The 22,452-nt window shown below is 67.1% G+C and carries 16 protein-coding genes; 8 read left to right on the top strand and 8 right to left on the bottom strand.

The window, feature by feature from the left end; translation table 11 throughout:
* Positions 1–55: 55 nt before the first annotated feature.
* The 3 genes from cydD to VIK36_RS08610 are packed head-to-tail and all read right to left on the bottom strand — an operon-like array spanning position 56 to position 6,233.
* Positions 56–3,538: a thiol reductant ABC exporter subunit CydD gene (cydD, locus tag VIK36_RS08620; RefSeq protein ID WP_324644790.1), complete on the bottom strand. Its 3,483-nt coding sequence runs from the start codon at positions 3,536–3,538 to the stop codon at positions 56–58.
* Between the two features lies 1 nt (position 3,539).
* Entirely contained in the window at positions 3,540–4,589 is a 1,050-nt protein-coding gene (gene cydB / locus VIK36_RS08615; RefSeq protein ID WP_255175178.1) for a cytochrome d ubiquinol oxidase subunit II, read from the bottom strand.
* A 39-nt stretch (positions 4,590–4,628) separates the two neighbouring features.
* Entirely contained in the window at positions 4,629–6,233 is a 1,605-nt protein-coding gene (locus VIK36_RS08610) for a cytochrome ubiquinol oxidase subunit I (RefSeq protein ID WP_324644789.1), read from the bottom strand.
* Between the two features lie 261 nt (positions 6,234–6,494).
* On the opposite strand from VIK36_RS08610, the gene VIK36_RS08605 reads away from it, so the two are divergent.
* Complete coding sequence (locus VIK36_RS08605; RefSeq protein ID WP_018769682.1) at positions 6,495–6,878, top strand: BlaI/MecI/CopY family transcriptional regulator; 384 nt, start codon at positions 6,495–6,497, stop codon at positions 6,876–6,878.
* Positions 6,879–6,884: 6 nt separating this feature from the next.
* Entirely contained in the window at positions 6,885–7,877 is a 993-nt protein-coding gene (locus VIK36_RS08600) for a M56 family metallopeptidase (protein WP_324644788.1), read from the top strand.
* Positions 7,878–7,927: 50 nt separating this feature from the next.
* On the opposite strand, the gene VIK36_RS08595 is transcribed toward VIK36_RS08600, so the two are convergent.
* Positions 7,928–10,036: a DNA gyrase/topoisomerase IV subunit B gene (locus VIK36_RS08595; RefSeq protein ID WP_255175176.1), complete on the bottom strand. Its 2,109-nt coding sequence runs from the start codon at positions 10,034–10,036 to the stop codon at positions 7,928–7,930.
* 256 nt (positions 10,037–10,292) lie between these two features.
* Here VIK36_RS08595 and VIK36_RS08590 point away from each other — a divergent pair, with 256 nt between their 5' ends.
* Positions 10,293–10,514: a DUF7455 domain-containing protein gene (locus tag VIK36_RS08590; RefSeq protein ID WP_013600696.1), complete on the top strand. Its 222-nt coding sequence runs from the start codon at positions 10,293–10,295 to the stop codon at positions 10,512–10,514.
* Positions 10,515–10,724: 210 nt separating this feature from the next.
* Here the strand turns inward: VIK36_RS08590 and VIK36_RS08585 are convergent, their stop codons facing one another.
* The 4 genes from VIK36_RS08585 to VIK36_RS08570 all read right to left on the bottom strand — a co-directional run bounded on the left by VIK36_RS08585 (position 10,725) and on the right by VIK36_RS08570 (position 16,066).
* Positions 10,725–12,038 (bottom strand): RNA polymerase sigma factor, encoded by a 1,314-nt coding sequence (locus VIK36_RS08585; protein ID WP_255175175.1) that lies wholly within the window; start codon positions 12,036–12,038, stop codon positions 10,725–10,727.
* 244 nt (positions 12,039–12,282) lie between these two features.
* Complete coding sequence (locus tag VIK36_RS08580; protein WP_324644787.1) at positions 12,283–13,626, bottom strand: DUF4192 family protein; 1,344 nt, start codon at positions 13,624–13,626, stop codon at positions 12,283–12,285.
* A 103-nt stretch (positions 13,627–13,729) separates the two neighbouring features.
* The gene (locus tag VIK36_RS08575; RefSeq protein ID WP_324644786.1) at positions 13,730–15,076 is read right to left on the bottom strand and encodes an MFS transporter; all 1,347 of its coding nucleotides are present in this window, start codon (positions 15,074–15,076) and stop codon (positions 13,730–13,732) included.
* Positions 15,077–15,127: 51 nt separating this feature from the next.
* Positions 15,128–16,066 (bottom strand): proteasome assembly chaperone family protein, encoded by a 939-nt coding sequence (locus VIK36_RS08570; protein ID WP_224025697.1) that lies wholly within the window; start codon positions 16,064–16,066, stop codon positions 15,128–15,130.
* A 256-nt stretch (positions 16,067–16,322) separates the two neighbouring features.
* Here VIK36_RS08570 and VIK36_RS08565 point away from each other — a divergent pair, with 256 nt between their 5' ends.
* The 5 genes from VIK36_RS08565 (at position 16,323) to VIK36_RS08545 (ending at position 22,414) form a co-directional block, all read left to right on the top strand.
* On the top strand, positions 16,323–17,846 hold the full coding sequence (locus VIK36_RS08565; protein WP_324644785.1) for a leucyl aminopeptidase: 1,524 nt from the start codon (positions 16,323–16,325) through the stop codon (positions 17,844–17,846).
* Between the two features lie 253 nt (positions 17,847–18,099).
* Positions 18,100–19,482, top strand: coding sequence for a dihydrolipoyl dehydrogenase (gene lpdA, locus VIK36_RS08560; RefSeq protein WP_324644784.1), 1,383 nt, complete (start codon positions 18,100–18,102; stop codon positions 19,480–19,482).
* Positions 19,483–19,596: 114 nt separating this feature from the next.
* Positions 19,597–21,345, top strand: a complete 1,749-nt coding sequence (gene sucB, locus VIK36_RS08555) for a 2-oxoglutarate dehydrogenase, E2 component, dihydrolipoamide succinyltransferase (protein ID WP_324644783.1) — start codon at positions 19,597–19,599, stop codon at positions 21,343–21,345.
* A 147-nt stretch (positions 21,346–21,492) separates the two neighbouring features.
* Complete coding sequence (locus VIK36_RS08550) at positions 21,493–21,846, top strand: hypothetical protein (RefSeq protein WP_255175169.1); 354 nt, start codon at positions 21,493–21,495, stop codon at positions 21,844–21,846.
* 139 nt (positions 21,847–21,985) lie between these two features.
* Positions 21,986–22,414 carry an OsmC family protein gene (locus tag VIK36_RS08545; protein ID WP_175319382.1) on the top strand — a complete coding sequence of 143 codons (429 nt, stop codon included), beginning with the start codon at positions 21,986–21,988 and terminating at the stop codon, positions 22,412–22,414.
* Positions 22,415–22,452 lie beyond the last annotated feature (38 nt).

Below are 22,452 nucleotides of genomic sequence, written 5' to 3'. Positions count from 1 at the left end.
GGGTCAGGTTGCCGGCGCGGCGCTGGGGCAGGCGGTGGGGTAAGGCAAGGCGTGCTCAGCGCGAGGGTGCCAGGGATCCCCGGGGCTGCCCGGCGGAGGCTGAAAGCTCCAGCCGGGCGTCGCCGGCGTGGATGTCAGCGGGGTTGTGGGTCACCAGCACCACGGTCCGGTCCCGCAGTCCAGCGCGCAGGTCGGCCAGCATGGCGGCCGCGGACCCGGCATCCAGGTGGGCGGTGGGCTCATCCAGCAGGATGACTTCAGCGCCGGTCAACAGGGTCCGCGCCACGGCCAGCCGCTGGCGCTCGCCGCCGCTGAGGAAGGCACCGCCGGGACCGATCCGGGTGTCCAACCCCGCCGGCAGCCGGCCCACCAGCGCGGAAAGTCCGACGGCGGCCAGGACGGCCTCCAGGTCGTGGTCCGCTGCCGGGGGCGCGCCGTTCGTGGCCGGCCGTCCCAGCAGGAGGTTTCCCCGGATGGTGGAATCGAACAGGTGGGCCTCCTGGGGGCACCAGGCAGCCCGGCCGGTGACCATGACCTGACCGGATGCCGGTGGCAGGAAGCCCAGCAGCACCGAGAGCAGCGTGGATTTGCCGGAACCGGACGGCCCGGTGACCGCCAGCCAACGTCCCGGGACTGCCACCGCATCCACGCCGGAGAAGACCGGAGAGCCGCCCGGCCATGCCGCGGCCAGATCCACCAGCTCAACGCCGGGTGCTTTCCCGGCCCTGGGGGGAACACGCTGCAGGCCGTCAGGGGTTTCCCCTCCGTCGAGGGTCTCGCCCCCGTCAAGAGTCTCTCCGCCGTCAAGGGCCCCGGACTCCCCCACCCGGCGCAGGACGGAACGCAGCGCGGGGTACTGGCGCACCGCCGTCGTCATCGCTGCGTAGGGTTCCACCAGCGCGAGCAGCAGCAGGACCACCACGGCCGCCGTCGCCGGGGCCACCTGGGCCGAGATAACGCCGGGGCCGGCCAGCCACGCGGCCGCCAGTGCCGCCGTCCCGCAGGCCGCGGTGGCGATCCCATGCCCCAGGCCGTCGGCCCAGGCGGAACGCTGCGATGCCCGGGTGGCTTCCCGGTCCTCGGCCAGCAGCGCGTCAAGCACGCGGGGCGCCACGCCGTTTGCGTGCAGTTCGGCCCGGGCATCGAGGGCAGCGGTGACGCGGCGCAGGACGCCCGACCGCAGGGATTGCTCGGCGGCGGCGGATTTGCGGTCGCCCCACAGGGCGGCGGCGGGCGCCAGCAGCAGGCCGCTGATGGCTGCGGCCACCACGGCTGGAAGGGCGTCCGGCACCAGGATGCCGGTGGCTGCAACGGCCAGGACGGACACCGCGAGCGCCGTGACGGGCGGCAGGACCACGCGCGGCAGGAGGTCACGGACGGTGTCGACGTCGTCGATCACCGTTCCCAGCGCGTTGCCGCCCTGCAGGAGCCGCCGCAGCGACAGGGCCTTGCGGCTCAGCGACTCCCATAGGCGGCCGCGGAGGCGCGTGAGTGCGGCGAACACGGCATCGTGCAGCAGCAGCCGTTCCCAGTAGCGGAAGACAGCCCGGCCAATGCCGAAGAACCGGACGCCCACGATGGCGGTCAGGAGGCACAGGATGGGTGGTTGTTCGCTGGCCCTGATGATGAGCCAGCCGGAAAGGCCGGAAAGCGCGACGGCGAAGACGGCCGCCAGGGTGCCGACGAGGGCCGCGGCCGCGAACTTGCCCCGGACCGGTGCCAGGAGGGCGGCCAGGAGGCGGGCAGCGCCGGGGAGAGCCTGTGCAGGGGCGCCGGCGGCCGGGTTTCGTGTGGCGGGGTTGTCCGTGGAGGCGCCGTCCGGGGCCCCCTCGTCTGCCGCGGCGGCTCCTGCCGGGCCGGCTGGGAGGGTGGTGGGTACGGTGGCGGGCAGCAACGCGGCAGCAGCATTCTCTTGGTGGGCTGCAGCGGCGCCCCCGCCCGCCGGGGCCACCGGTACCAGCACGTCCGCCAGTTGCCGGGTGCGCTGGTTGTGGGCCACCAGGATCACGGTGGCCTGGCCGCGGAGCCGGCGGATGGCGTCCTCGACGATCACGGCGGACGCGTCATCGAGGTGTGCGGTGGGTTCGTCGAGCAGCAGGAGGGTGGCGCCGGCGTCGATCCGGGCAAGGCCGCGGGCAAGTGCCACCCGGCGCAGCTCGCCCGGGCTCAATTCGGCCTGGTGCTTTGCGGCCAGGTGCCCGGCCCCGGCGCGTTCCAGGCAGCGGCGCGCAGCCTCTTCCGCGGCGAACCTGTCCGGGCCGTGCGCGGGGTCCGGTGAGAGGTAGAGCAGGACCTCGTCCAGGACGGTTCCGGCCACCATGACGGGGTGCTGTGGCACCCAGGCCACCGCGCGGCGGTCCAGTCCGCTGATGGACCCAGTAATAGCGGTCCCGTCGCCGTCGCCGATCGTTCCCGCCAGAACGCCCAGGACGGTGCTCTTGCCGGCGCCGCTGGTGCCGTCCAGGGCCGTAATCCTGTCCTGCGGCGCGGTGAACGTGAGCGGCCCGACGGCGGCTCCGGACCGGCCGGCATAGGTGACGGTGAGCCCGTTGATCTCCAAGGGAGCGCCCGGCCTGCCGGCCTTCGCAGCGGGCAGCGGTGCAGCCTCGGGGGCCCCGGTCACGGATTCTGTTGCTGCGAGTGCCACCCTGCCGTCGTCGCTGGCGTGGTGGGCGGTGCCAAGTTCCCGCAGCGGAAGGTAGCAGTCCGGCGCCAGGAGGAGCGACAGCAGGCCGGCCTCCAGCGGCATGTCGCCCTGGACCAGCCGGACGCCGATGAAGACGGCCACCACTGCCACCGAGATGGTGGCAATGAGTTCCAGGGCCAGCGCGGACAGGAACGCTGTGCGCAAAGTGCCCATGGTGCGCGAGCGGTAGTCCTCCGATATCTCTTCAAGGGCCTTGCGTTGGGCGGTGGCACGGCCCAGCCCCACCAGGACCGGCAGGCCCTTGGCAAGCTCCAGCATGTGCGCCGACAGCCGTGCCAGCGAGGCCTGGGCCTGCCGCACGCTGTCCTCCGTGTACCTGCCGATCAGCACCATGAACACCGGGATCAGCGGCACCGTCAGCACGATGACCAGCGCGCTGACCCAGTCCGCGAAGAGGATCCTCGCCCCCAGCAGCAGCGGAACGGCGGCGCAGTTGACCAGCGCGGGAAGGAACTGGGTGTAGTAGCTGTCCAGGGCGTCCAGGCCGCGGGTGGCAAGGACCGCCAGGCCGCCATCGCCGGGGCCGGAGCCGCGGACGCCGGTGCGCAGGGCGCGCTCCAGCAGCTCGGCGCGGAGCTCCTCCTTCACGCCCAGTGCCGCGCGGCGTGCAGCGACGGCCTGGCCCCACACGGTCAGGGAGCGGAGGACGACGCCGGCAAGTCCAGCGGTCAGTTGGCTCCCCCACGCCGGGTTCCCGGCAACCAGTCCCGCCAGGACGGAGGCCACTGCCTGCCCGATCAGGACCAAGGACAGGGCCTTGAGCGCGGCCAGGAGTCCCAGCCAGTAGATGGCTGAACGGGTGGACGGACCGGCGGGGAAAGTTGGGCGCACGTCAGCCCTTGGTGGTGAAGGCCCTGGCGGCGACCGCCGGGAGGAAGCTGTGGGCTTCCGGGATGTGGGCAGCGCTGACGCGGCGGCGGAAGACCCAGTAGGTCCAGGCCTGGTAGGCGATGACCAGGGGAAGCCCAAAGGCTGCGACGATGCTCATCAGTCCCAGGGTGTAGTCCGAGGAGGATGCGTTGGAGATGGTGAGGTCGAAGGCGCTGTCCAGCGTGGAGGGCAGCACCACGGGGAACACGGCCCCGAAGATGGCGGTGGTGCCCAGCACCAGGAAGGCACCCAGTGCCAGGAAGGCCCTGCCTTCAGAACCCCTCCGGGCCAGCAGCCAGGCAGTGATGGCGGCGCCAACGGCCAGGACGACGGCGGCCCAGGTCCAGGGCTTGCCGTCCATGAACTGGATGGCGAGGGCCCATGCCGCGATGGGCAGGAGCAGGACCGGCAGCAGCCGCACGAACCACTGGCGGGCCCGGTGCCGGACCTCCCCGTCAGTCTTGAGGGCCAGGAAGGCCAGGGCGTGCAGGAGCGAGAAACCCACCACTGCCACGCCGCCAAGGAGTGCGTAGCCGCTGAACCAGGCCATGGGGCCGCCCTCGCGGTCGCCGTTGGCGTTCAGCGGAAGGCCGGTGGTGGTGAGGGCCAGGGCGGCACCCACGCCGAAGGCTGCGAAGAAGGAGCCCAGCGCGATGGCCCAGTCCCACCGGTTCCGCCAGCTGTCGGTGTCCACCTTGCCGCGGTATTCAAACGCCACGGCGCGGAAGATCAGGGCCAGCAGGACCACCAGCAGCGGCAGGTAGAGCGCGGAGAACAAGGACGCGTACCAGAGCGGGAAGGCGGCGAAGGTGGCGCCCCCGGCGGTCAGCAGCCACACCTCGTTGCCGTCCCAGACGGGTCCGATGGTGTTCAGCAGCACGCGGCGTTCGGTGTTGTTGCGGGCGAAGAGCTTCATCAGCATGCCGACGCCCAGGTCGAAGCCCTCCAGGAAGAGGTAGCCGGTCCACAGCACCGCGATGGCGATGAACCAAATGGTGGGAAGCAGTTCCATTGTGTGTTTCCTCTGGTCGGTCTTTGGAGCCGGATGCGGTTAGTAGGCGAAGGCCAGGACGTCGTCGGCGGGCTTGGTGTCCCCGTTGCCGCCGGGCCCAGGCGTCTGGTCCTCGTTTTCGTCCGCCGGTGCGTGGCCCAGTTCCGGCATCGCGGAGACCACACCGCCGCGGATGTACTTGACCAGCAGCTTCACTTCCACCACCAGCAGGACGGCGTACACAGCGGTCAGGGCCACCAGGGAGGCGATCAGCTCCCCTGCGGAGACACCCGGTGAGACGGCGGCTGCAGTGAACATGAATACCTGATCAATGCCGCTGGGATCGGGGTTGGGGGCAACCACGAACGGCTGGCGGCCCATCTCGGTGAAGATCCAGCCGGCAGCGTTGGCGCCGAAGGGTGCCAGGATGCCGAACACGGCCAGCCGCATGAGCCACCGCGCCTCGGGTACCGTCCCCTTGCGGGTGAGCCAGAGTGCCACCAGCGCCGCCAGGGCGGCGAGTCCGCCGAAGCCGATCATCATCCGGAACCCCCAGTAGGTGACTTCCATGACGGGGACGTACTGGATTTCCTGGCCGGCTCGTTCGCCGTAGATGGGATTGTCCGGCAGGTGGGTTCCGTAGTTGGCCTTGTACTCGGGCAGCAGGCTGTTGACGCCCTGGACCTCGGTGCTGAAGTCACCCTTGGCCAGGAAGGACAGGATCCCCGGGACCTCGATCACGGCCACGACGTCGTCGCAGTTCTTGGATCCCACGTTGCCGATGCTCAGGACGGAGAAGCCGGTGCCGTCGTGGCAGGCGGCCTCCGCTGCGGCCATCTTCATGGGCTGCTGCTGGAACATGAGCTTGCCCTGCAGGTCGCCGGTTACCGCGGTGCCGGCGAAGGAGATCATGGCCACCACTGCGCCGATCCGCAGGGACCGGATCCACACACTGTGGTCGGTGCGGTCGCGGCCGGGGATGCGGGCGTCTTCACCGGGGATGACGCGGCCGTCGGCACCCACTGTGTCAACGCCGTCGTGCCGTCTCCGCCACAGGTGGTACCAGGCGATGCCCAGGAGGAAGCCGCCTGCCACGGCGAGGGCGCCGAACAGGGTGTGCGGGACGGCGACGAGGGCGGTGTTGTTGGTGAACACTGCCCAGGCGTCGGTCATGACGGGCCGGCCGTTGATCATTTCCACGCCCACCGGGTGCTGCATCCAGCTGTTGGCGACGATGATGAAGTAGGCGGAAAGTGCCGATCCTATGACGGCCACCCAGAGGCAGGCCAGGTGGATGGCGGGCTTGAGCTGCTTCCAGCCGAAAATCCACAGACCCAGGAAGGTGGACTCGACAAAGAAGGCGAGGAGTGCCTCGAGGGCCAGCGGTGCGCCGAAGACGTCACCGACGAAGCGGCTGTACTCGCTCCAGGCCATGCCGAACTGGAACTCCTGCACGATGCCCGTGGCAACGCCCATGATGAAGTTGATGAGGAAAAGCTTTCCCCAGAACTTGGTCATGCGCAGGTACTCGGGCTTTCCGGTGCGGTACCAGGCGGTCTGGATTACGGCGACCACCAAACCCAGGCCAATGGTCAGCGGCACCATCATGAAGTGGTAGACCGTGGTGATACCAAATTGCCAGCGTGCGATTTCCAAGGCGTCCATGGCAGTCCCTACTGTTAGCCAATGCAGTTTTCTACGCTTCGTAGAACTGTAACTTCTACAAAGTGTAGAACATGGTCGAGGGCGGGCGAAAACCAATCACCCTCCCCTAGGATCGCCCACCGGGACGCGGCGCGCCAGATGTTCTACCCGATGTAGAAGGTTCGGCGGTTTCGGGGTAAATTTAGTTGTGTAGTTGAACAACCGCGTGACGTCACCGGCCGCCTTACAGCGTTCGGTGCGGGGAAATAAAGGAAAAGTGAAATGGCTAGTCTTGGTGAACTGGAACGGGCAGTGATGGACCTGCTCTGGGCGGGCCAGGAAGCGGCTACGGCCAATACCCTGCGGGACCAGCTGGCGCGCACGTCGGCTGCACAGGGCGGTCCGGGCCACGAAGGCAAGGAACTGGCCGTTACAACGGTGCTTACCGTACTTTCCCGCCTGGAGAAGAAAGGGTTGGTTGAGCGCGAACGCGGAACCCGCCCGCACCGGTACCAGGCAGTGTCCAGCCGTGCAGACCACACCGCCGAACTCATGCATGAGGTCCTTGGGTCAGCCCCGGACCGCGAGGCCGTCCTGGCCCGCTTCATCGGGTCAGTCTCCGAAGGTGAAGCCGAGACACTGCGCAAACTGCTGGGTCACCTCTAACACACCATGTTCTGGGCCTCATACCTGCTGGCGGTCCTTGCGATAATCCTGGCTTGGCCGGTGCCAATCCTCCTGTCACGGGCCCAGTGGCCGGCCAGGTCGCCCTTCACGGCCATGCTGCTGTGGCAGGCGATCGCGCTCGCAGGTGGACTTTCCATGATCGGCGCCATGCTGGTCTACGGCCTGGAACCTGTTGGTGACAACCTCATCGCGGGGCTGCGCGCCCTTGCCGGCATGGTGCTTTTCAATGCCCCCACCACGGCACTGGGGTTCTGGCATATCTTTGCCCTGTCCGCTGCCGCCCTGCTCACGGCCCATCTGGTCTTCACACTGCTGCTGACGTATTACAAAATCCAGCGGCAGCGACGCCGGCACCGGGAACTGCTGGACCTGCTGGCCTCGCCCTCGGCCCAGGGAGCGGGAACGCTCGTCATCAACCACGATTCCCCTGTCGCCTACTGCCTCCCGGGCGGCGCCCGCTCGGTGACCGTCCTGTCGGACGGCCTCATGGCGGCCCTTGAACCGGCCGAACTGCGTGCCGTCCTGATCCACGAAAACGCCCACCTGAGCCAGCGGCACCACCTGCTGCTCTGGGCCTTCGCAGCCTGGCGGCAGGCCCTTCCCTGGCTGCCCACCACCCGGCTGGCGCAGGAATCGGTGAATTCGCTGATCGAAATGCTGGCCGACGACGTCGCGCTCCGGACCGAGAGCAAAGCGACCCTGATCAAGGCCATCGCCATTGTGGCCAGCGGCTCCGCTGGCAATGCGGGCACCACGGACATCCGTCCGTCCTCTCCCACGCTGGCCCTGTCCGGCCTCGAGGCGGCATCGGGCGGGCCGGGCGCTGACGCCGTCCGGACCGCAGCGTCCAGGGTCAGCCGCCTCCTGACACCGCAGCCCCAGCTTCCGGCCGCCGTCCGCAGTGCGGTCATGGCCGGCTGCGCCCTGCTCCTGGCACTGCCCACCGCACTGCTTGTTGTCCCCGGGCTGCTCGGCTGAAGCCGGCCGAAGACACCTGCCCGGCCACAGGCTGACGCCGCCGCCCGCAATCAGGCGTCGATGCGCTCCCGGTCCAGGCTGGATGCGCCGGCAATGATGAAATCCTTGCGCGGGGAAACGTCCGAGCCCATCAGCAGGTCGAAGATCTCTTCCGCCTGCTGCGCGTTTTCGATTCCCACCTTGCGCAGGGTGCGGTGCCGCGGATCCATGGTGGTCTCGGCCAGCTGCTCGGCGTCCATCTCCCCCAGGCCCTTGTAGCGCTGGATCGGTTCCTTGTACCGCTTGCCCTCCTTGGCCAGGCGGGCCAGGAGCACGTGAAGCTCGGCCTCGGAGTAGGTGTAGATCATCTCGTTGGCCTTCTGACCGGCGTTGATGACTTCCACCCGGTGCAGCGGCGGAACCGCGGCGAACACCCTGCCTTCAAGGATCATGGGCCGCATGTACCGGAAGAAAAGGGTCAGCAGCAGCGTCCGGATGTGGGCACCGTCCACGTCGGCGTCGGTCATGAGGATGACCTTGCCGTAGCGCGCGGCGCTGATGTCGAAGCTGCGGCCGGAGCCTGCCCCGACCACCTGGATCAGGGCTGCGCACTCAGCGTTGGAGAGCATGTCCCCCACCGATGCCTTTTGGACGTTGAGGATCTTGCCGCGGATGGGCAGCAGGGCCTGGAAGTCGGAGGAGCGGGCCAGCTTGGCCGTGCCCAGCGCGGAGTCGCCTTCCACGATGAACAGTTCGGAACGTTCGACGTCGTCCGTCCGGCAGTCGGCAAGCTTGGTGGGCATCGAGGAGGTTTCCAGCGCGTTCTTGCGCCGTTGGGTCTCCTTGTGCACGCGGGCCGAGATGCGGGACTTCATCTCGTTGACGATCTTTTCCAGGAGCAGCGCCGACTGGGCCTTGTCGTTCCGGTTGCTGGAGGACAGCTTGGCGGAGATTTCGCGCTCCACCACCTTGGCCACGATGGCGCGTACGGCGCTGGTGCCCAGGATTTCCTTGGTCTGGCCCTCGAACTGCGGTTCAGCGAGCCGGACGGTCAGCACTGCGGTCAGGCCGGCGAAGATGTCGTCCTTTTCGATCTTGTCGTTGCCGGCCTTGAGCTTGCGGGCATTGGCCTCCACGGCTTTGCGGAAAGTCTTGATCAGGGCCTGTTCGAACCCTGACTGGTGCGTGCCGCCCTTCGGGGTGGCGATGATGTTCACGAAGCTCCGCACGGTGCTGTCGTAGCCGATCCCCCAGCGGAGCGCAACGTCCACCTCGCAGTCGCGCTCGACCTCGGCCAGCTGGCTGTGGCCCCGCTCGTCAAGGACCGGGACCGTTTCCTTGAACTTTCCTGCGCCGTGCAGCCGCCAGACGTCAGTGACGGCCGGGTCCGCTGCGAGGAACTCGACGAATTCGGAAATGCCGCCGTCGTGGTGGAAGACCTCTTCGTGGGGGCCGGCCTCGCCAGGGGTTCCGGGGACCTTGCGCTCGTCCCGCACGGTGAGCTTGAGGCCAGGCACCAGGAAGGAGGTCTGGCGTGCACGGGCAGCGAGGTCCTCATACGAGAACTTGGCGTCCGGGGTGAAGATCTGCCGGTCCGCCCAGTAGCGGATCCTGGTCCCGGTGACGCCGCGCTTGGCCTTGCCCACCACGTCCAGGACGGAGTCGTTGACGAACGGCGTGAACGGTGCTGCCGGGTCCAGGCGGGAACCTGTGTCCTTGAAGCGGCCGGGTTCACCGCGGCGGAACGACATGCGGTACGTCTTGCCGCCGCGGTCCACCTCGACGTCCAGACGCGAGGACAGTGCGTTGACCACGGATGCGCCCACGCCGTGCAGGCCGCCGGACGCGGTGTAGGAGCCGCCGCCGAACTTGCCGCCCGCATGGAGCTTCGTGAACACCACTTCGACGCCGGTGAGGCCCGTCTTGGGCTCCTTGTCGATGGGGATGCCGCGGCCGTCGTCGTGGATTTCCACGGAGTTGTCCGCATGGAGGATGATGCGGATGTCGTGGCCGAATCCGGCCAGGGCCTCGTCCACGGAGTTGTCGATGATTTCCCAGAGGCAGTGCATGAGGCCGCGCGAGTCGGTCGAACCGATGTACATGCCCGGGCGCTTGCGGACGGCTTCAAGGCCTTCCAGGACGGAGAGGTGCCGGGCGGTGTACTCAGAGCTGGGTGCCACTGGTGATGAACTCCTTCAGGGACGTCGACGCGGCGTTGGGACCGCACCTTCCAGAGTAGTCGGCGGCAGCGGCCACAGACGTCTGCCACACCCGCGGGCCGATGTGCGGCGCGCCACGGGCCCCGGTGACGGGCGGAACTGGGCAGTTCTTGACCGAACCTTGCGGATACGCGCACAGCGAACTTGCCCCATCCTTGCGATGGTTTGGATACGAATGCTGGTTATATAGATGTACTGATCTACTAAGGAGGCCGATATGACAACAGCAGTGGCAGACCGCACGCTAAATGCACTGGACCGGTGCGACCGTTGCGGAGCTCAGGCATATGTCCGGGTTGTACTCGAGTCCTCCGGCGGTGAGCTGTTGTTCTGCGGCCACCACGCCCGTGCAGTCGAGGCGACGCTCAAGCCGTTGAGCTCCGACTGGCACGACGAGACGGGAAAGCTTCACGAGAAAGCTGCCGTTGAAATCGACTAGATGAGGCATCGGTAACACGAACCCTGCGGGACTCTTCCACACGGAAGGGTCCCGCAGGCGTTTAAGGACGCGCAGCCGGACTGGGCACGGCCGCATACGGAGCAGGGCGCCTGCCGACCCGGAGACAACAGAGCGGGAAATAAACAGGGGCCGTCCCGGACCCACTTTTCAGTGGATCCGGGACGGCCCCTGTTTGGCCCTGCGAACGGTTTAGTCCAGGTAGTCCCGCAGCACCTGCGACCTGGACGGGTGGCGGAGCTTGGACATGGTCTTTGATTCGATCTGGCGGATCCGCTCGCGGGTGACGCCGTAGACCTTTCCGATTTCGTCTAAAGTCTTCGGCTGTCCGTCCGTCAGGCCGAACCGCATGGCGACGACGCCGGCCTCGCGCTCGGAAAGGGTATCCAGCACCGAGTGCAGCTGCTCCTGCAGGAGGGTGAAGCTCACGGCGTCAGCCGGGACAACGGCCTCAGAGTCCTCGATCAGGTCACCGAACTCGGAATCGCCGTCCTCACCGAGGGGGGTGTGCAGCGAAATCGGTTCGCGGCCGTACTTCTGGACTTCGACAACCTTTTCAGGGGTCATGTCCAGTTCCAGTGCCAGCTCCTCGGGCGTGGGTTCGCGGCCCAGGTCCTGCAGCATCTGGCGCTGGACGCGTGCCAGCTTGTTGATGACCTCAACCATGTGCACCGGGATACGGATGGTGCGGGCCTGGTCGGCCATGGCGCGGGTAATGGCCTGGCGGATCCACCATGTGGCGTACGTGGAGAACTTGAAGCCCTTGGTGTAGTCGAACTTCTCCACGGCGCGGATCAGGCCAAGGTTGCCTTCCTGGATCAGGTCCAGGAAGAGCATGCCGCGGCCGGTGTAGCGCTTGGCCAGCGAGACCACCAGGCGCAGGTTGGCCTCCAGCAGGTGGTTCTTGGCGCGCTTGCCGTCGTGGATGATGAACTCGAGTTCCCGCTTGTACTTGGGATCCATGGATCCGTCGTCAGCGGCGATCTTCTCCTCGGCAAACAGCCCGGCTTCGATCCGCAGCGCAAGGTCCACTTCCTGCTCCGCGTTGAGCAGTGCCACCTTGCCGATCTGCTTCAGGTAGTCCTTGACGGGGTCAGCGGTGGCGCCGGCGGACATGACCTGCTGCACCGGGGCGTCATCGTCGTCGGCATCGGAGTAAACGAAGCCCTTGCCGCTGCCGGCGGCACCCTTGACGGGTTCAGCGTCGGCGTCCTCAACTGCCTCCGCACCTTCGAGGACGATGTCGTCGAGGTCTTCCTCGACTTCTTCGACCTCGTCCGGGTCAACGTCACCGGCGGACTTTCCAGCGGCCGCTGCTGCAGCCTTGGCGCCGGGCTTGGGCCCACGCTTCTTGGGCTCGCGCTTGCCGTCCGCTCCAGCCTCGCCGGCCGAAGCCTTGTTGGCAGCCCGCGTGGCTGCCCGCTTGGCGTTGGTCGCGGCCTGCTTCTCCTCAGGGGACAAGACGTCCTGGGCGGCGGAATCCTTCTTCGTGGAAGACGGGGTCACAGAAAACCTTTCTAGCGGTGGTCTGTGGAATCACCATACGGGCAACACCACTATGACCCTGTCAAGTCCGTGATGAAAACCAAGCGCCACCACGGCCGGCAGAGTCACTTAAGACAACTCCCGAAGCGGCTGTAATGTTCCCTCGCGGGGACGGTTACAAGCACTCGATACACGGACCCAACCGGGTCTCGGCATCCATTGTCTCATGATTTGCCCGAATCGGGCCTCCCCCGCCGCCATCAGCTCACAAAGGTTCCTTACCGCCCGCCTTCTCCCCCGGGCTTTCCTCCCGGAACTTCTGCCAGGCGGCATCCTTCCGCGCAGCCCAGCCGCACAGTGCTCCCCTGCCCACGAGGTCCAGCAACAGTTCAGCGAGCCGATAGCCCGGTTCAAGGTCAAGGGCCTGGCCCAGATAGGCAGCCGAATAGGATCCGCGGCCCCGGCACCATGAAACCCAGCCCTGAAGGGTCAGCGCGGCAACTGCCGGGCGGCCGCCCAGCACAGCCAATTGCCCAAGGACCCGGTCCAGCGCATCCAGGCCCTCCCAGTCGGGAACGTCCGGCGCCAGGCCCATCAGGACCTCGCCATAACCGGCAGGAGTGGAGCCGGAAAAGCCCCGGGTGCCACGCACCAGGCGCAACCGCCGGGGCCCGGCAGCCGGGTCCGGCGTGCCGCCGGATTCCTCCCGCATCTCTTTCCCCCGTGGCCGGAGGCCCGGGAAGTTCACCGGAGGCAACAGCGGCAGCGGCACCACAGAGGCTGGGCCGCCGTCCGCACTCACATCCTCAAGGACTCCAAACTGTTCGGCACCGGCTTCCGCAACGCTGCGGCCGGCCGCTGCCATCACCAGCACAGCATCGCGCCAGGTAGGACAGAGCAGCGTGGCACGGAGGAAAGCGTCGCGCTCAACGTCGGGCACCCACGGCCCTGCCTGGGACCGGTCCAGCAGCAGTTCCCAGAAGTCGAGCACGGCATTGAACTGCGCCCTGCATCCGGACCTGCCGCCAAGCTCCTCCTCCCAGCCGGCCTGGGCCTCAAGGACGGCGGCCAGATGCATGGCGGGGACCGCCGTCGCCGGGCCGCGGCCTGTCCGGGGAGCCGGGCCAACGCTGCTGCCCCGGTACACCATCTCAGCGTTCAGCATGCTGTCCCTGATCTGCTGTACGGGCCGTCCCGGAAGCGGGCAGCACGAAGGATCAGCGCATGACGCGTCGCGCCAGTATCGGTCTCCCACAAACCAGGCCTCGCGCACGGGCATTCCACCTTGGGCAAGGGCTGACTGCACCGCCGAGATCAGGTGGTCGTAGGAGGACGGCGGAACCATCCCGGCGTCGCTGGTGAAAACGGCCAGCAACGAGCCGTCAGCGTCCCGGTCTGCCTCGAGGTAGCGGCGGACGGCCCGGGCGAAACCGGCCGGGGATGCCTGGATTTCCCGTCCGGGAAGGTCGAGCCGCAACGTGGCGCCGAGCCTGGTGCCGTGCAGCGTCATGGCCACCAGGCTGGAGACGGGCCAGTACCCCAGGGAGTGCGGGATGAAGCCAAGGATGTCTTCGGGACCGCGGACTGTTAATCGTTCTGAAGCTGTCATGGCTCCAGCTTTCGCCCGGACTCCGGCCTCCTGAAAGGGGATCCCCGGCGTAAGTGGACAAGTCTGCCCCCGGGTGATCAAAACCCGGCCTGTGCAGGAGCAGTCAGTCGTCCGTAGGTGTTGTCTGGCGGCGGCGCTCCAGGCTTTCCCGTCGCTGCCGCGCCAGGGCGCTGCGCAGTGGCGGCACCACGATCCCCTGGTCGGCCATCTGCCGCCGTACCTTCCGCCGGGAGGCCAGAATGGCGGCCGCCCCGAAGGCCAGGAGCAGGAACTGGACGCTCAGGGCCAGCCGGAAGGGATCCAGCCCATACAGCACCCCCTGCGAGAAGCCCGAGGCGTAGAGGACGTCGAGCACCAGGCCGATCAGGAAGATGGACACCAGGGCCGCGATGAAGCCGCCAACGTTGACGATCCCGGTGGCTGTGCCGATCCGGTGCGCCGGGTTGAAGGTCCGGGCGAAGTCGAAGCCGATCATCGATCCCGGGCCGCCGATTGCCAGCACCACCACCAGGCCGGCCAGCAGCCACAGCGGAGCGCGGCCGGGCAGCAGCAGCACCGCGGCCCAGGCTGCGGCGGTACCGCCGGCGATCAGCAGGACCATGGTGGAACGCCGCAGCGGGTGCCGCGAAACAAAACGCCCAATGAAGGGGCCCACCGCCATGGCGGCAGCGACGTAGAGCGCCATCAGGGCGGCGACGGTTCCGGTGTCCAGGCCCTGGCCGGAGATCAGGAACGGATAGCCCCAGGTCATGGCAAACACGGTGCCGGAAAACTGGATGGTGAAGTGGCTCCACATGCCAAGGCGGGTGCCGGGCTGGCGCCACGCCCGGGCCAGCGACGCCCCGGTGGCCCGGAGGCCCTGGCGCGCGTGCGGCCGTTCGGTGCCCGGCGGAGCGTCCTGCAGCAGCAGGACGACCAGTACGACGGCGAGGGCGGACATCCCCGCCAGCATCAGGAACGCGGGGGTCCAGCCGGAGAGATGCAGGACCAGCGCGAAGGGCAGGACACTGAACAGTTGGCCCAACTGCCCGGACATGCCGGTCAGCTGGGTGACCAGGGGAACCCGGGAGGGAGCGAACCACAGCGGAATGAGCCGGATCACCGAAATGAAGGTCATGGCATCGCCGGCCCCCACCAGGACGCGGCCCAGGACGCCCCCGGGGATGCTTTCGGCAAAGGCCAGCTGCAGCTGCCCGAGTCCCATCAGGACCGCGCCGCCGGCGATCATGGCCCGCGATCCGAACCTGTCCACCAGCAGGCCCACGGGGATCTGGAGACCTGCGTAGACCAGCAGCTGCAGGACGGTAAAGAAGGAAATGGCGGAAGCGCTCGCGTGGAACCGCTCCGTTGCCTCGAGTCCCACCACGCCGAATGAGGTCCGCTGCGCCACGGCCACCAGGTACCCGAAAATTCCAATGGTCCAGATAAGCCAGGCGCGGGGTGCAGTCACCACTTCATTATGCCCGGCGCGTGCGCGCACCCCGGAAGCTGTGACGCCGCGCTACTGCCCCGGGTTCTCCCTGGCCAGGTAGGCTTCCACGGCGGCACCGAGGTCGTCGGCGTCGGGAAGCTCGTCGTTCTCGTTGGCCAGCAGCGACCGGCGCACCATGCCGTCCGCCTTCTCGTCGTACCGGGTTTCGAGGCGGGAAACCACCTGCTGGACTTCCTCGGACGCCTCGATCTGTTCGGCGATCTGGCGGCTGACCTCGCGGCCCGATTCGCGGAGCCGGTCGGTGGGCAGCATGAGGGACGTCGCGGCACCCAGGTATTCCAGGCCGGCGACGGCGGCGGTGGGGTACTCGGCTTCGGCCAGGTAGTGCGGGACGTGGATGACGTACCCGGCAACGTTGCGTCCCGCCTCGACAAGGCGGAGTTCCAGGATGTGGCCCACAGCGGCAGGAACTTCAACGGTGGGCTTCCAGACGGAGATGCCTTCGATGAGCTCGGGCCGGTTTCCGTGAACCGTTACGCCGACCGGGCGGGTGTGCGGCACGGGCATGGGAATGGAGTGGATCCAGGTGACCAGGTTGACGTCGAGCTTCTCCACAATGTTCACGACGGCGCGGGCGAACCGTTCCCACTGCAGGTCGGGTTCGAAGCCGGCCAGGAGGAGGAAGGGTTTCCCCAGTCCGTCCACCAGCCGGTAGAGGGCCAGCCGTGGCTCCTGGTAGTCCTGGATGTGGTCTTCGACGAAGCTCAGGTGCGGCCGCCGGGACCGGTAGTCGATCAGCTGGTCAGCGTCGAAGACCGCAACGGGCTGCGCGTCGAGGGAGTCCAGCAGTTCGGCGTTGATCTGCTTCACCACGTGGCCGGCGTCGGCAAACCCGGTGAAACCCATGACCATGTTCAGTCCCTGGAGTTCAGGGCTGTGGAACAGCTCAATGTTGCTGGCATAGAGCGCGTCGGGGTCCAGCAGGGAGCCGGAAATCCGTTCAAGCACGGCATGTTCCTTTCAGGGGTGCGGGTGGACATCATTCATAACGCGGGAGGCGTACCGGGCATTCCGCCGGCAGGTGTGGCGCACCTCTCAGGAAATTCTCCTGCGGCACCGGGGAAGGGCTACGATCGGAACTGGCCTGCCAGGCGGGCTTGCACCCACCCCGGGACGGTCCGGAACGGCCGGATCCGGGCCAACATGGCAGAGCGCCCAACATGCATCCCTGCCCGAACATTTCGAGAATTGAGGACTCATCCCTGTGGTCAAGAATACTGAAGTCAACCTTAGTACCGTCTCGCGGGACCTTAAGAAGAGCCCCAGCGACGCAGTGGTCATCGGGGTGGGGCAGGGAGCTGACGGCCCGGTCCTGCTGGACAACCCGTTGACGGCGAAGTCCGCGGAGGCACTCGCGGACTCGCTCAAGGCACTTGGGGTGACCGGTGCTGCCGACCAGCTGGTCCGCCTGCCGGGCCCTCCCGAAACCGGGGCAGGCATCCTGGTCCTCGCCGGCGTCGGCAAGGTTCCCGCCGCGGGGACGCTCACGGGTGAGTCGCTTCGCCGGGCAGCGGGGTCCGCAGTCCGGCAGCTGGCCGGACTGGCCACGGTTACCCTGGCATTCCCCACCGCCAGCCTGCAGGACGTCGCGGCGGTTGCGGAGGGTGCCGCACTGGGCGCCTATTCCTTCACGGAGTTCCGTTCCTCGAATGACGGGCTGAAGGATCCTGTCCGCAATGCCGTGGTCTTCACCGAACTGGCGGCCAGCGCGGACCTCGACGCGGCCCTTAAGCGTGCCGGGCTGGTGGCCAAGGCCGTTAACCACACCCGTTCACTCGTCAACATGCCGCCCAGCCACCTCTACCCCGAATCTTTCGCAGAGGCCGCCAAGGAACTCGCCAAGGGCCTGCCCGTCAAGGTGACGGTCTGGGATGAGAAGCGCCTTGAAAAGGAAGGCTTTGGCGGCATCATGGGCGTGGGCAAGGGCTCCACCCGCCAGCCCCGCTTGGTCAAGGTCGAGTACGCCCCTGCGAAGGCCACCGCCAAGATCGCCCTCGTCGGCAAGGGCATCACGTTCGACACTGGCGGGATCTCCCTCAAGCCTGCCCTGAACATGGGTGACATGAAGAGCGACATGGCGGGCGCCGCCGTCGTCCTCAACACTGTCCTGGCCCTCGCCGGACTGGGGCTGCCGGTGAAGGCGACGGCCTGGCTCTGCATCGCGGAAAACATGCCCGGCGGTGGCGCCTCACGCCCCGCGGACGTGCTGACCATGTTCGGCGGCAAGACGGTTGAGGTCCTCAACACCGATGCGGAAGGCCGGCTGGTCATGGCGGACGGCATCGTCGCTGCCAGCCGCGAATACCCGGACGCCATCATCGACGTCGCCACCCTCACCGGCGCGCAGCTGATCGCACTGGGGAACCGCACCGCGGGGGTTATGGGCTCGGACAGCGTTACGGGTGCGCTCAAGGCAGCGGCTGACCGTGCCGGTGAACTGGTGTGGCCCATGCCGCTGCCGGAAGAACTGCGCCCCACCCTCGATTCCCAGGTGGCAGACCTGGCCAACATCGGCGAACGGCACGGGGGCATGATGACCGCAGCCGTGTTCCTGCGCGAATTTGTGGGTAAGGACAAGGCAGGCGAACAGATCCCCTGGGCGCACATCGACATCGCAGGACCGTCCTTTAACAACGGCAGCCCGTACGGCTACACGCACAAGCAGGGCACCGGATGCACCGTCCGTACCCTCGTGGCCTACGTGGAGGACATCCTGGCTGCCGCCTGACAACGGCTGCAGCCCCGGTGGCACGCAGCTCTGTGGCCAGGTGATTCCTGTGCCACAGAGCCGCGTGACACTGGACACAAGCGCTCCACAAACGCATTGCCAAGGTGGAGCATGGATAGGTGGTTCGCTAAGGTGAACCACGGTAGTCACAAATGCAAGAGAGTTGCCCTGCTGACATAATCACGGCAGTGCAAGTTCCAAGACCAGATGATGCGCGCTGATCGCGTCATCGTTCACGCGAGGGAGCGTTTTAGTGGCCGATCAGGCAACTGCGCAAGAATTCGACATCCTGGTACTCGGTGGCGGCAGCGGCGGATACGCTGCGGCGCTGCGTGCGGTACAGCTCGGCCTCACCGTCGGCCTCGTGGAGAAGGGCAAGCTGGGCGGCACCTGCCTCCACAACGGCTGCATCCCCACCAAGGCCCTGCTGCACTCCGCAGAGCTGGCCGACCACGCCCGTGACTCCGCCAAGTACGGCGTGAACGTCACCCTCGACGGCATCGACATCAACGCCGTCAACGCGTACAAGGACGGCATCATCGCCGGCAAGTACAAGGGCCTGCAGGGTCTCATCAAGTCCAAGGGCATCACCGTCATCGAGGGTGAAGGCAAGCTCCAGGGCACCGACACCGTCGTGGTGAACGGCACCGCCTACAAGGGCAAGAACATCGTCCTGGCCACCGGCTCCTACTCGCGCACCCTTCCGGGCCTGGAAATCGGCGGCAAGGTCATCACCTCCGACCAGGCCCTGACCATGGACTACATCCCCAAGAGCGCCATCATCCTGGGCGGCGGCGTCATCGGCGTCGAGTTCGCCTCGGTCTGGAAGTCGTTCGGCGTGGACGTCACCATCGTCGAAGGCCTGCCCTCCCTCGTTCCCAACGAGGACGCCACCATCGTCAAGAACTTCGAGCGCGCCTTCAAGAAGCGCGGCATCAAGTTCTCCACCGGCATCTTCTTCCAGGGCGTGGAGCAGAACGACGACGGCGTCAAGGTCACCCTGGTGGACGGCAAGACGTTCGAAGCAGACCTGCTGCTCGTCGCCGTCGGCCGCGGCCCCGTCACCGCCAACCTGGGCTACGAGGAAGCCGGCGTCACCATCGACCGCGGCTTCGTCATCACCAACGAGCGCCTCCACACCGGCGTCGGCAACATCTACGCCGTCGGCGACATCGTCCCCGGCGTGCAGCTGGCCCACCGCGGCTACCAGCAGGGCATCTTCGTGGCCGAGGAAATCGCCGGCCTGAAGCCTGTAGTGGTCGAGGACATCAACATCCCCAAGGTCACCTACTCCGAACCCGAAATCGCCACCGTTGGCTACACCGAGAAGGCTGCCAAGGAAAAGTTCGGCGACGACCAGGTCCAGACCCAGGAATACAACCTGGCCGGCAACGGCAAGAGCTCCATCCTGGGCACCTCCGGCCTGGTCAAGCTGGTCCGCCAGAAGGACGGCCCCGTGGTGGGCGTCCACATGATCGGCGCCCGCATGGGCGAGCAGGTGGGCGAGGCCCAGCTGATCGTGAACTGGGAAGCATACCCCGAGGATGTGGCGCAGTTGCTGCACGCCCACCCCACCCAGAACGAAGCCCTCGGCGAAGCGCACCTGGCGCTGGCCGGCAAGCCGCTGCACGGCTAGTTCCCACCAGCATTACCAGGCCTGGTGCACCCGGTCGCGCAGACCGGGTGCACTAGGCTTCCAACAAGGCAGCAATCATTCGCACTAAAGATCAATAAGGAGAACGGGGACGACATGTCTGAATCCGTTAACTTGCCCGCCCTCGGTGAGAGTGTCACCGAAGGAACCGTCACCCGCTGGCTTAAGCAGGTAGGTGACCGGGTAGAGGTGGACGAGCCGCTGCTCGAAGTCTCCACCGACAAAGTAGACACTGAAATCCCCTCTCCTGTAGCTGGCGTGATTGAAGAAATCCTGGTCGCTGAAGACGAGACCGCCGAGGTAGGCGCACCGCTGGTGCGCATCGGTGACGGCTCCGGCGGCGGTTCCGCCCCGGCCGAAGAAGCTCCCGCGGCCGCTCCGGCACAGGAGGCTCCCGCACAGGAAGCCCCCGCTGAAGCAGCGCCCGCACAGGAAGCACCTGCCCAGCAAGCCCCTGCCCAGGAAGCTCCGGCTGCCGGCGGCGAAAGCCACGAAGTAACCCTCCCCGCACTGGGCGAGAGCGTCACCGAAGGCACCGTCACCCGCTGGCTCAAGGCCGTGGGCGACTCCGTCGAGGTCGACGAGCCCCTGCTCGAGGTTTCCACCGACAAGGTTGACACCGAGATCCCCTCCCCGGTTGCCGGCACGCTGCAGGAAATCCGGGTCAACGAGGACGAGACCGCCGAGGTTGGTTCCGTGCTCGCCGTTATCGGCTCCGGCGCCCCCGCTGCCGCGGCTCCGCAGGCTGCGCCCGCAGCTCCCCAGCAGGCAGCCCCCCAGCAGGAAGCTCCCAAGCAGGAGGCCCCCAAGCAGGAGGCTCCCGCTCCGGCGGCAGCACCGGCCCCCGCCGCAGCTCCGGCGCCCGCCCCGCAGGCTGCCTCGGCAGCCCAGGAAGCCGCGCCGGCCGCGGGTTCTGAATCCGGCTACGTCACTCCCCTGGTCCGGAAGCTGGCAAACCAGCACGGCGTGGACATTTCCTCGCTGTCCGGCACCGGTGTTGGCGGCCGCATCCGCAAGCAGGATGTCATTGCCGCCGCCGAAGCCAAGGCTGCCCCGGCAGCGGCTCCGGCTGCAGCCCCTGCCGCTTCTGCCCCGGCCGCGTCGGGTGCAGCTGCCTCGTCGCTGCGCGGAACCACCCAGAAGGCTCCCCGCATCCGCCAGGTCATCGCACGCCGCATGCGCGAGTCCCTCGAGGTCTCCACGCAGCTCACGCAGGTGCACGAAGTGGACATGACCAAGGTCGCCAAGCTGCGCGCCCGTGCCAAGAACTCCTTCCAGGCACAGAACGGCACCAAGCTGACCTTCCTGCCCTTCATCGCCAAGGCAGTGGCCGAGGCCCTGAAGCAGCACCCCAAGCTCAACGCTGCATACGACGAAGACAAGCAGGAAATCACCTACCACAACGCCGAGCACCTGGCGATCGCCGTCGACACCGACAAGGGCCTGCTGGTTCCGGTCATCTCCGACGCCGGCAACCTGAACCTCGCCGGACTGGCCGGCAAGATCGCCGACGTTGCTTCGCGTACCCGCGATGGCAAGATCGGTCCGGACGAACTGTCCGGTGGCACCTTCAGCATCACCAACATCGGTTCGGTGGGCGCCCTGTTCGACACCCCGATCATCAACCAGCCTCAGGTGGGCATCCTGGGCACCGGCGCCATCGTCAAGCGCCCCGTTGTGGTTGCTGACGAAAACGGTGACGATTCCATCGCCATCCGCTCCATGATGTACCTGTCGCTGACCTACGACCACCGCCTGGTGGACGGTGCTGACGCAGGCCGGTTCCTCCAGACCCTGAAGGCACGCCTTGAAGAAGGCGCATTCGAAGCGGATCTGGGACTGTAGCAGCCAGCCACGAACGACGGCGGCGGGTGCCAACGGTGGGATAACCACCGGCGGCGCGCGCCGCCGTCGTTGTTTAACGCGCACCCGGCACAGGTTGGCAGCGTGGCTTTGCTACAGGCTGTAGAACTGACTGGCTAAGCTGGAGCCATGACTATCCTCTTTAACATCCTGGTTTTCCTGCATGTGGTGGGAGCCGCCATGATCGTGGGCTACTGGATCGCCACGATGCGGACCCCCACCGTGCACCCGCGCCAGCGTGATGGCGCCTTCCTGCAGCTGCTCACCGGCATCGCCATGATGGGCATCCTTCCGTTCCTGCCGGACAAGGATCCCAACTACGCCAAGCTGGGCATCAAGTTCGTCATCGCTGTCGTGGTTGCGGTCCTGGCCGTGATCGGAACCCGCAAGGTCAAGAACGGGCAGCCCGTCTCCACCGGGCTCGCCCACGGCGTCGGCGGCCTGGCACTGGTTAATATCGCCATCGCCACCATCTGGCAGTAACCCGCCCACATCCGGGCACCCGGTCATAATCCTCTGAGAGCGGACAATCCGTGCACCAGAGGGGCCGGGTCCCTAGGATGGGAAACGGTGGGCCCGGCCATGCTGCCGGACCCGGACCGAATCGACGTTGAGGAGAGACATGGCTACAACACGCAACGCCCACACCGTATGGACCGGAAGCCTGACCGAGGGCTCGGGGAACACCACCCTGGACAGCTCCGGCCTGGGCACCTTCGATGTCACCTGGAAGGCGCGCACCGAGGCTGCCGGCGGAAAGACCAGCCCGGAAGAGCTGATCGCCGCTGCCCACTCGGCATGCTTCTCCATGGCCTTCAGCCACGAGCTCAGCCAGGCAGGCTTCACTCCCGAAGAGGTCAACACGAAGTCAGAGGTCGGTTTCCAGCCGGGCACCGGCATCACCGGCAGCCACCTGACCCTCAATGCCCGCATTCCGGGCATCTCTGAAGAAGACTTCCAGCGCATTGCCGAGGCCGCCAAGAAGGGCTGCCCTGTGTCCCAGGCCCTGGCCGGAATAGAGATCACCCTCGACGCCACGCTGCAGTCCTAGGCCGCAAGGCCCCGCACAACGCCAAAGGCCCTGCCCCT

Origin of the sequence: Pseudarthrobacter sp. LT1 (assembly GCF_035621795.1) — a bacterium.
In the GTDB taxonomy this organism is placed as follows: domain Bacteria; phylum Actinomycetota; class Actinomycetes; order Actinomycetales; family Micrococcaceae; genus Arthrobacter.
This window is presented reverse-complemented; position numbering and strand designations above follow the sequence as displayed.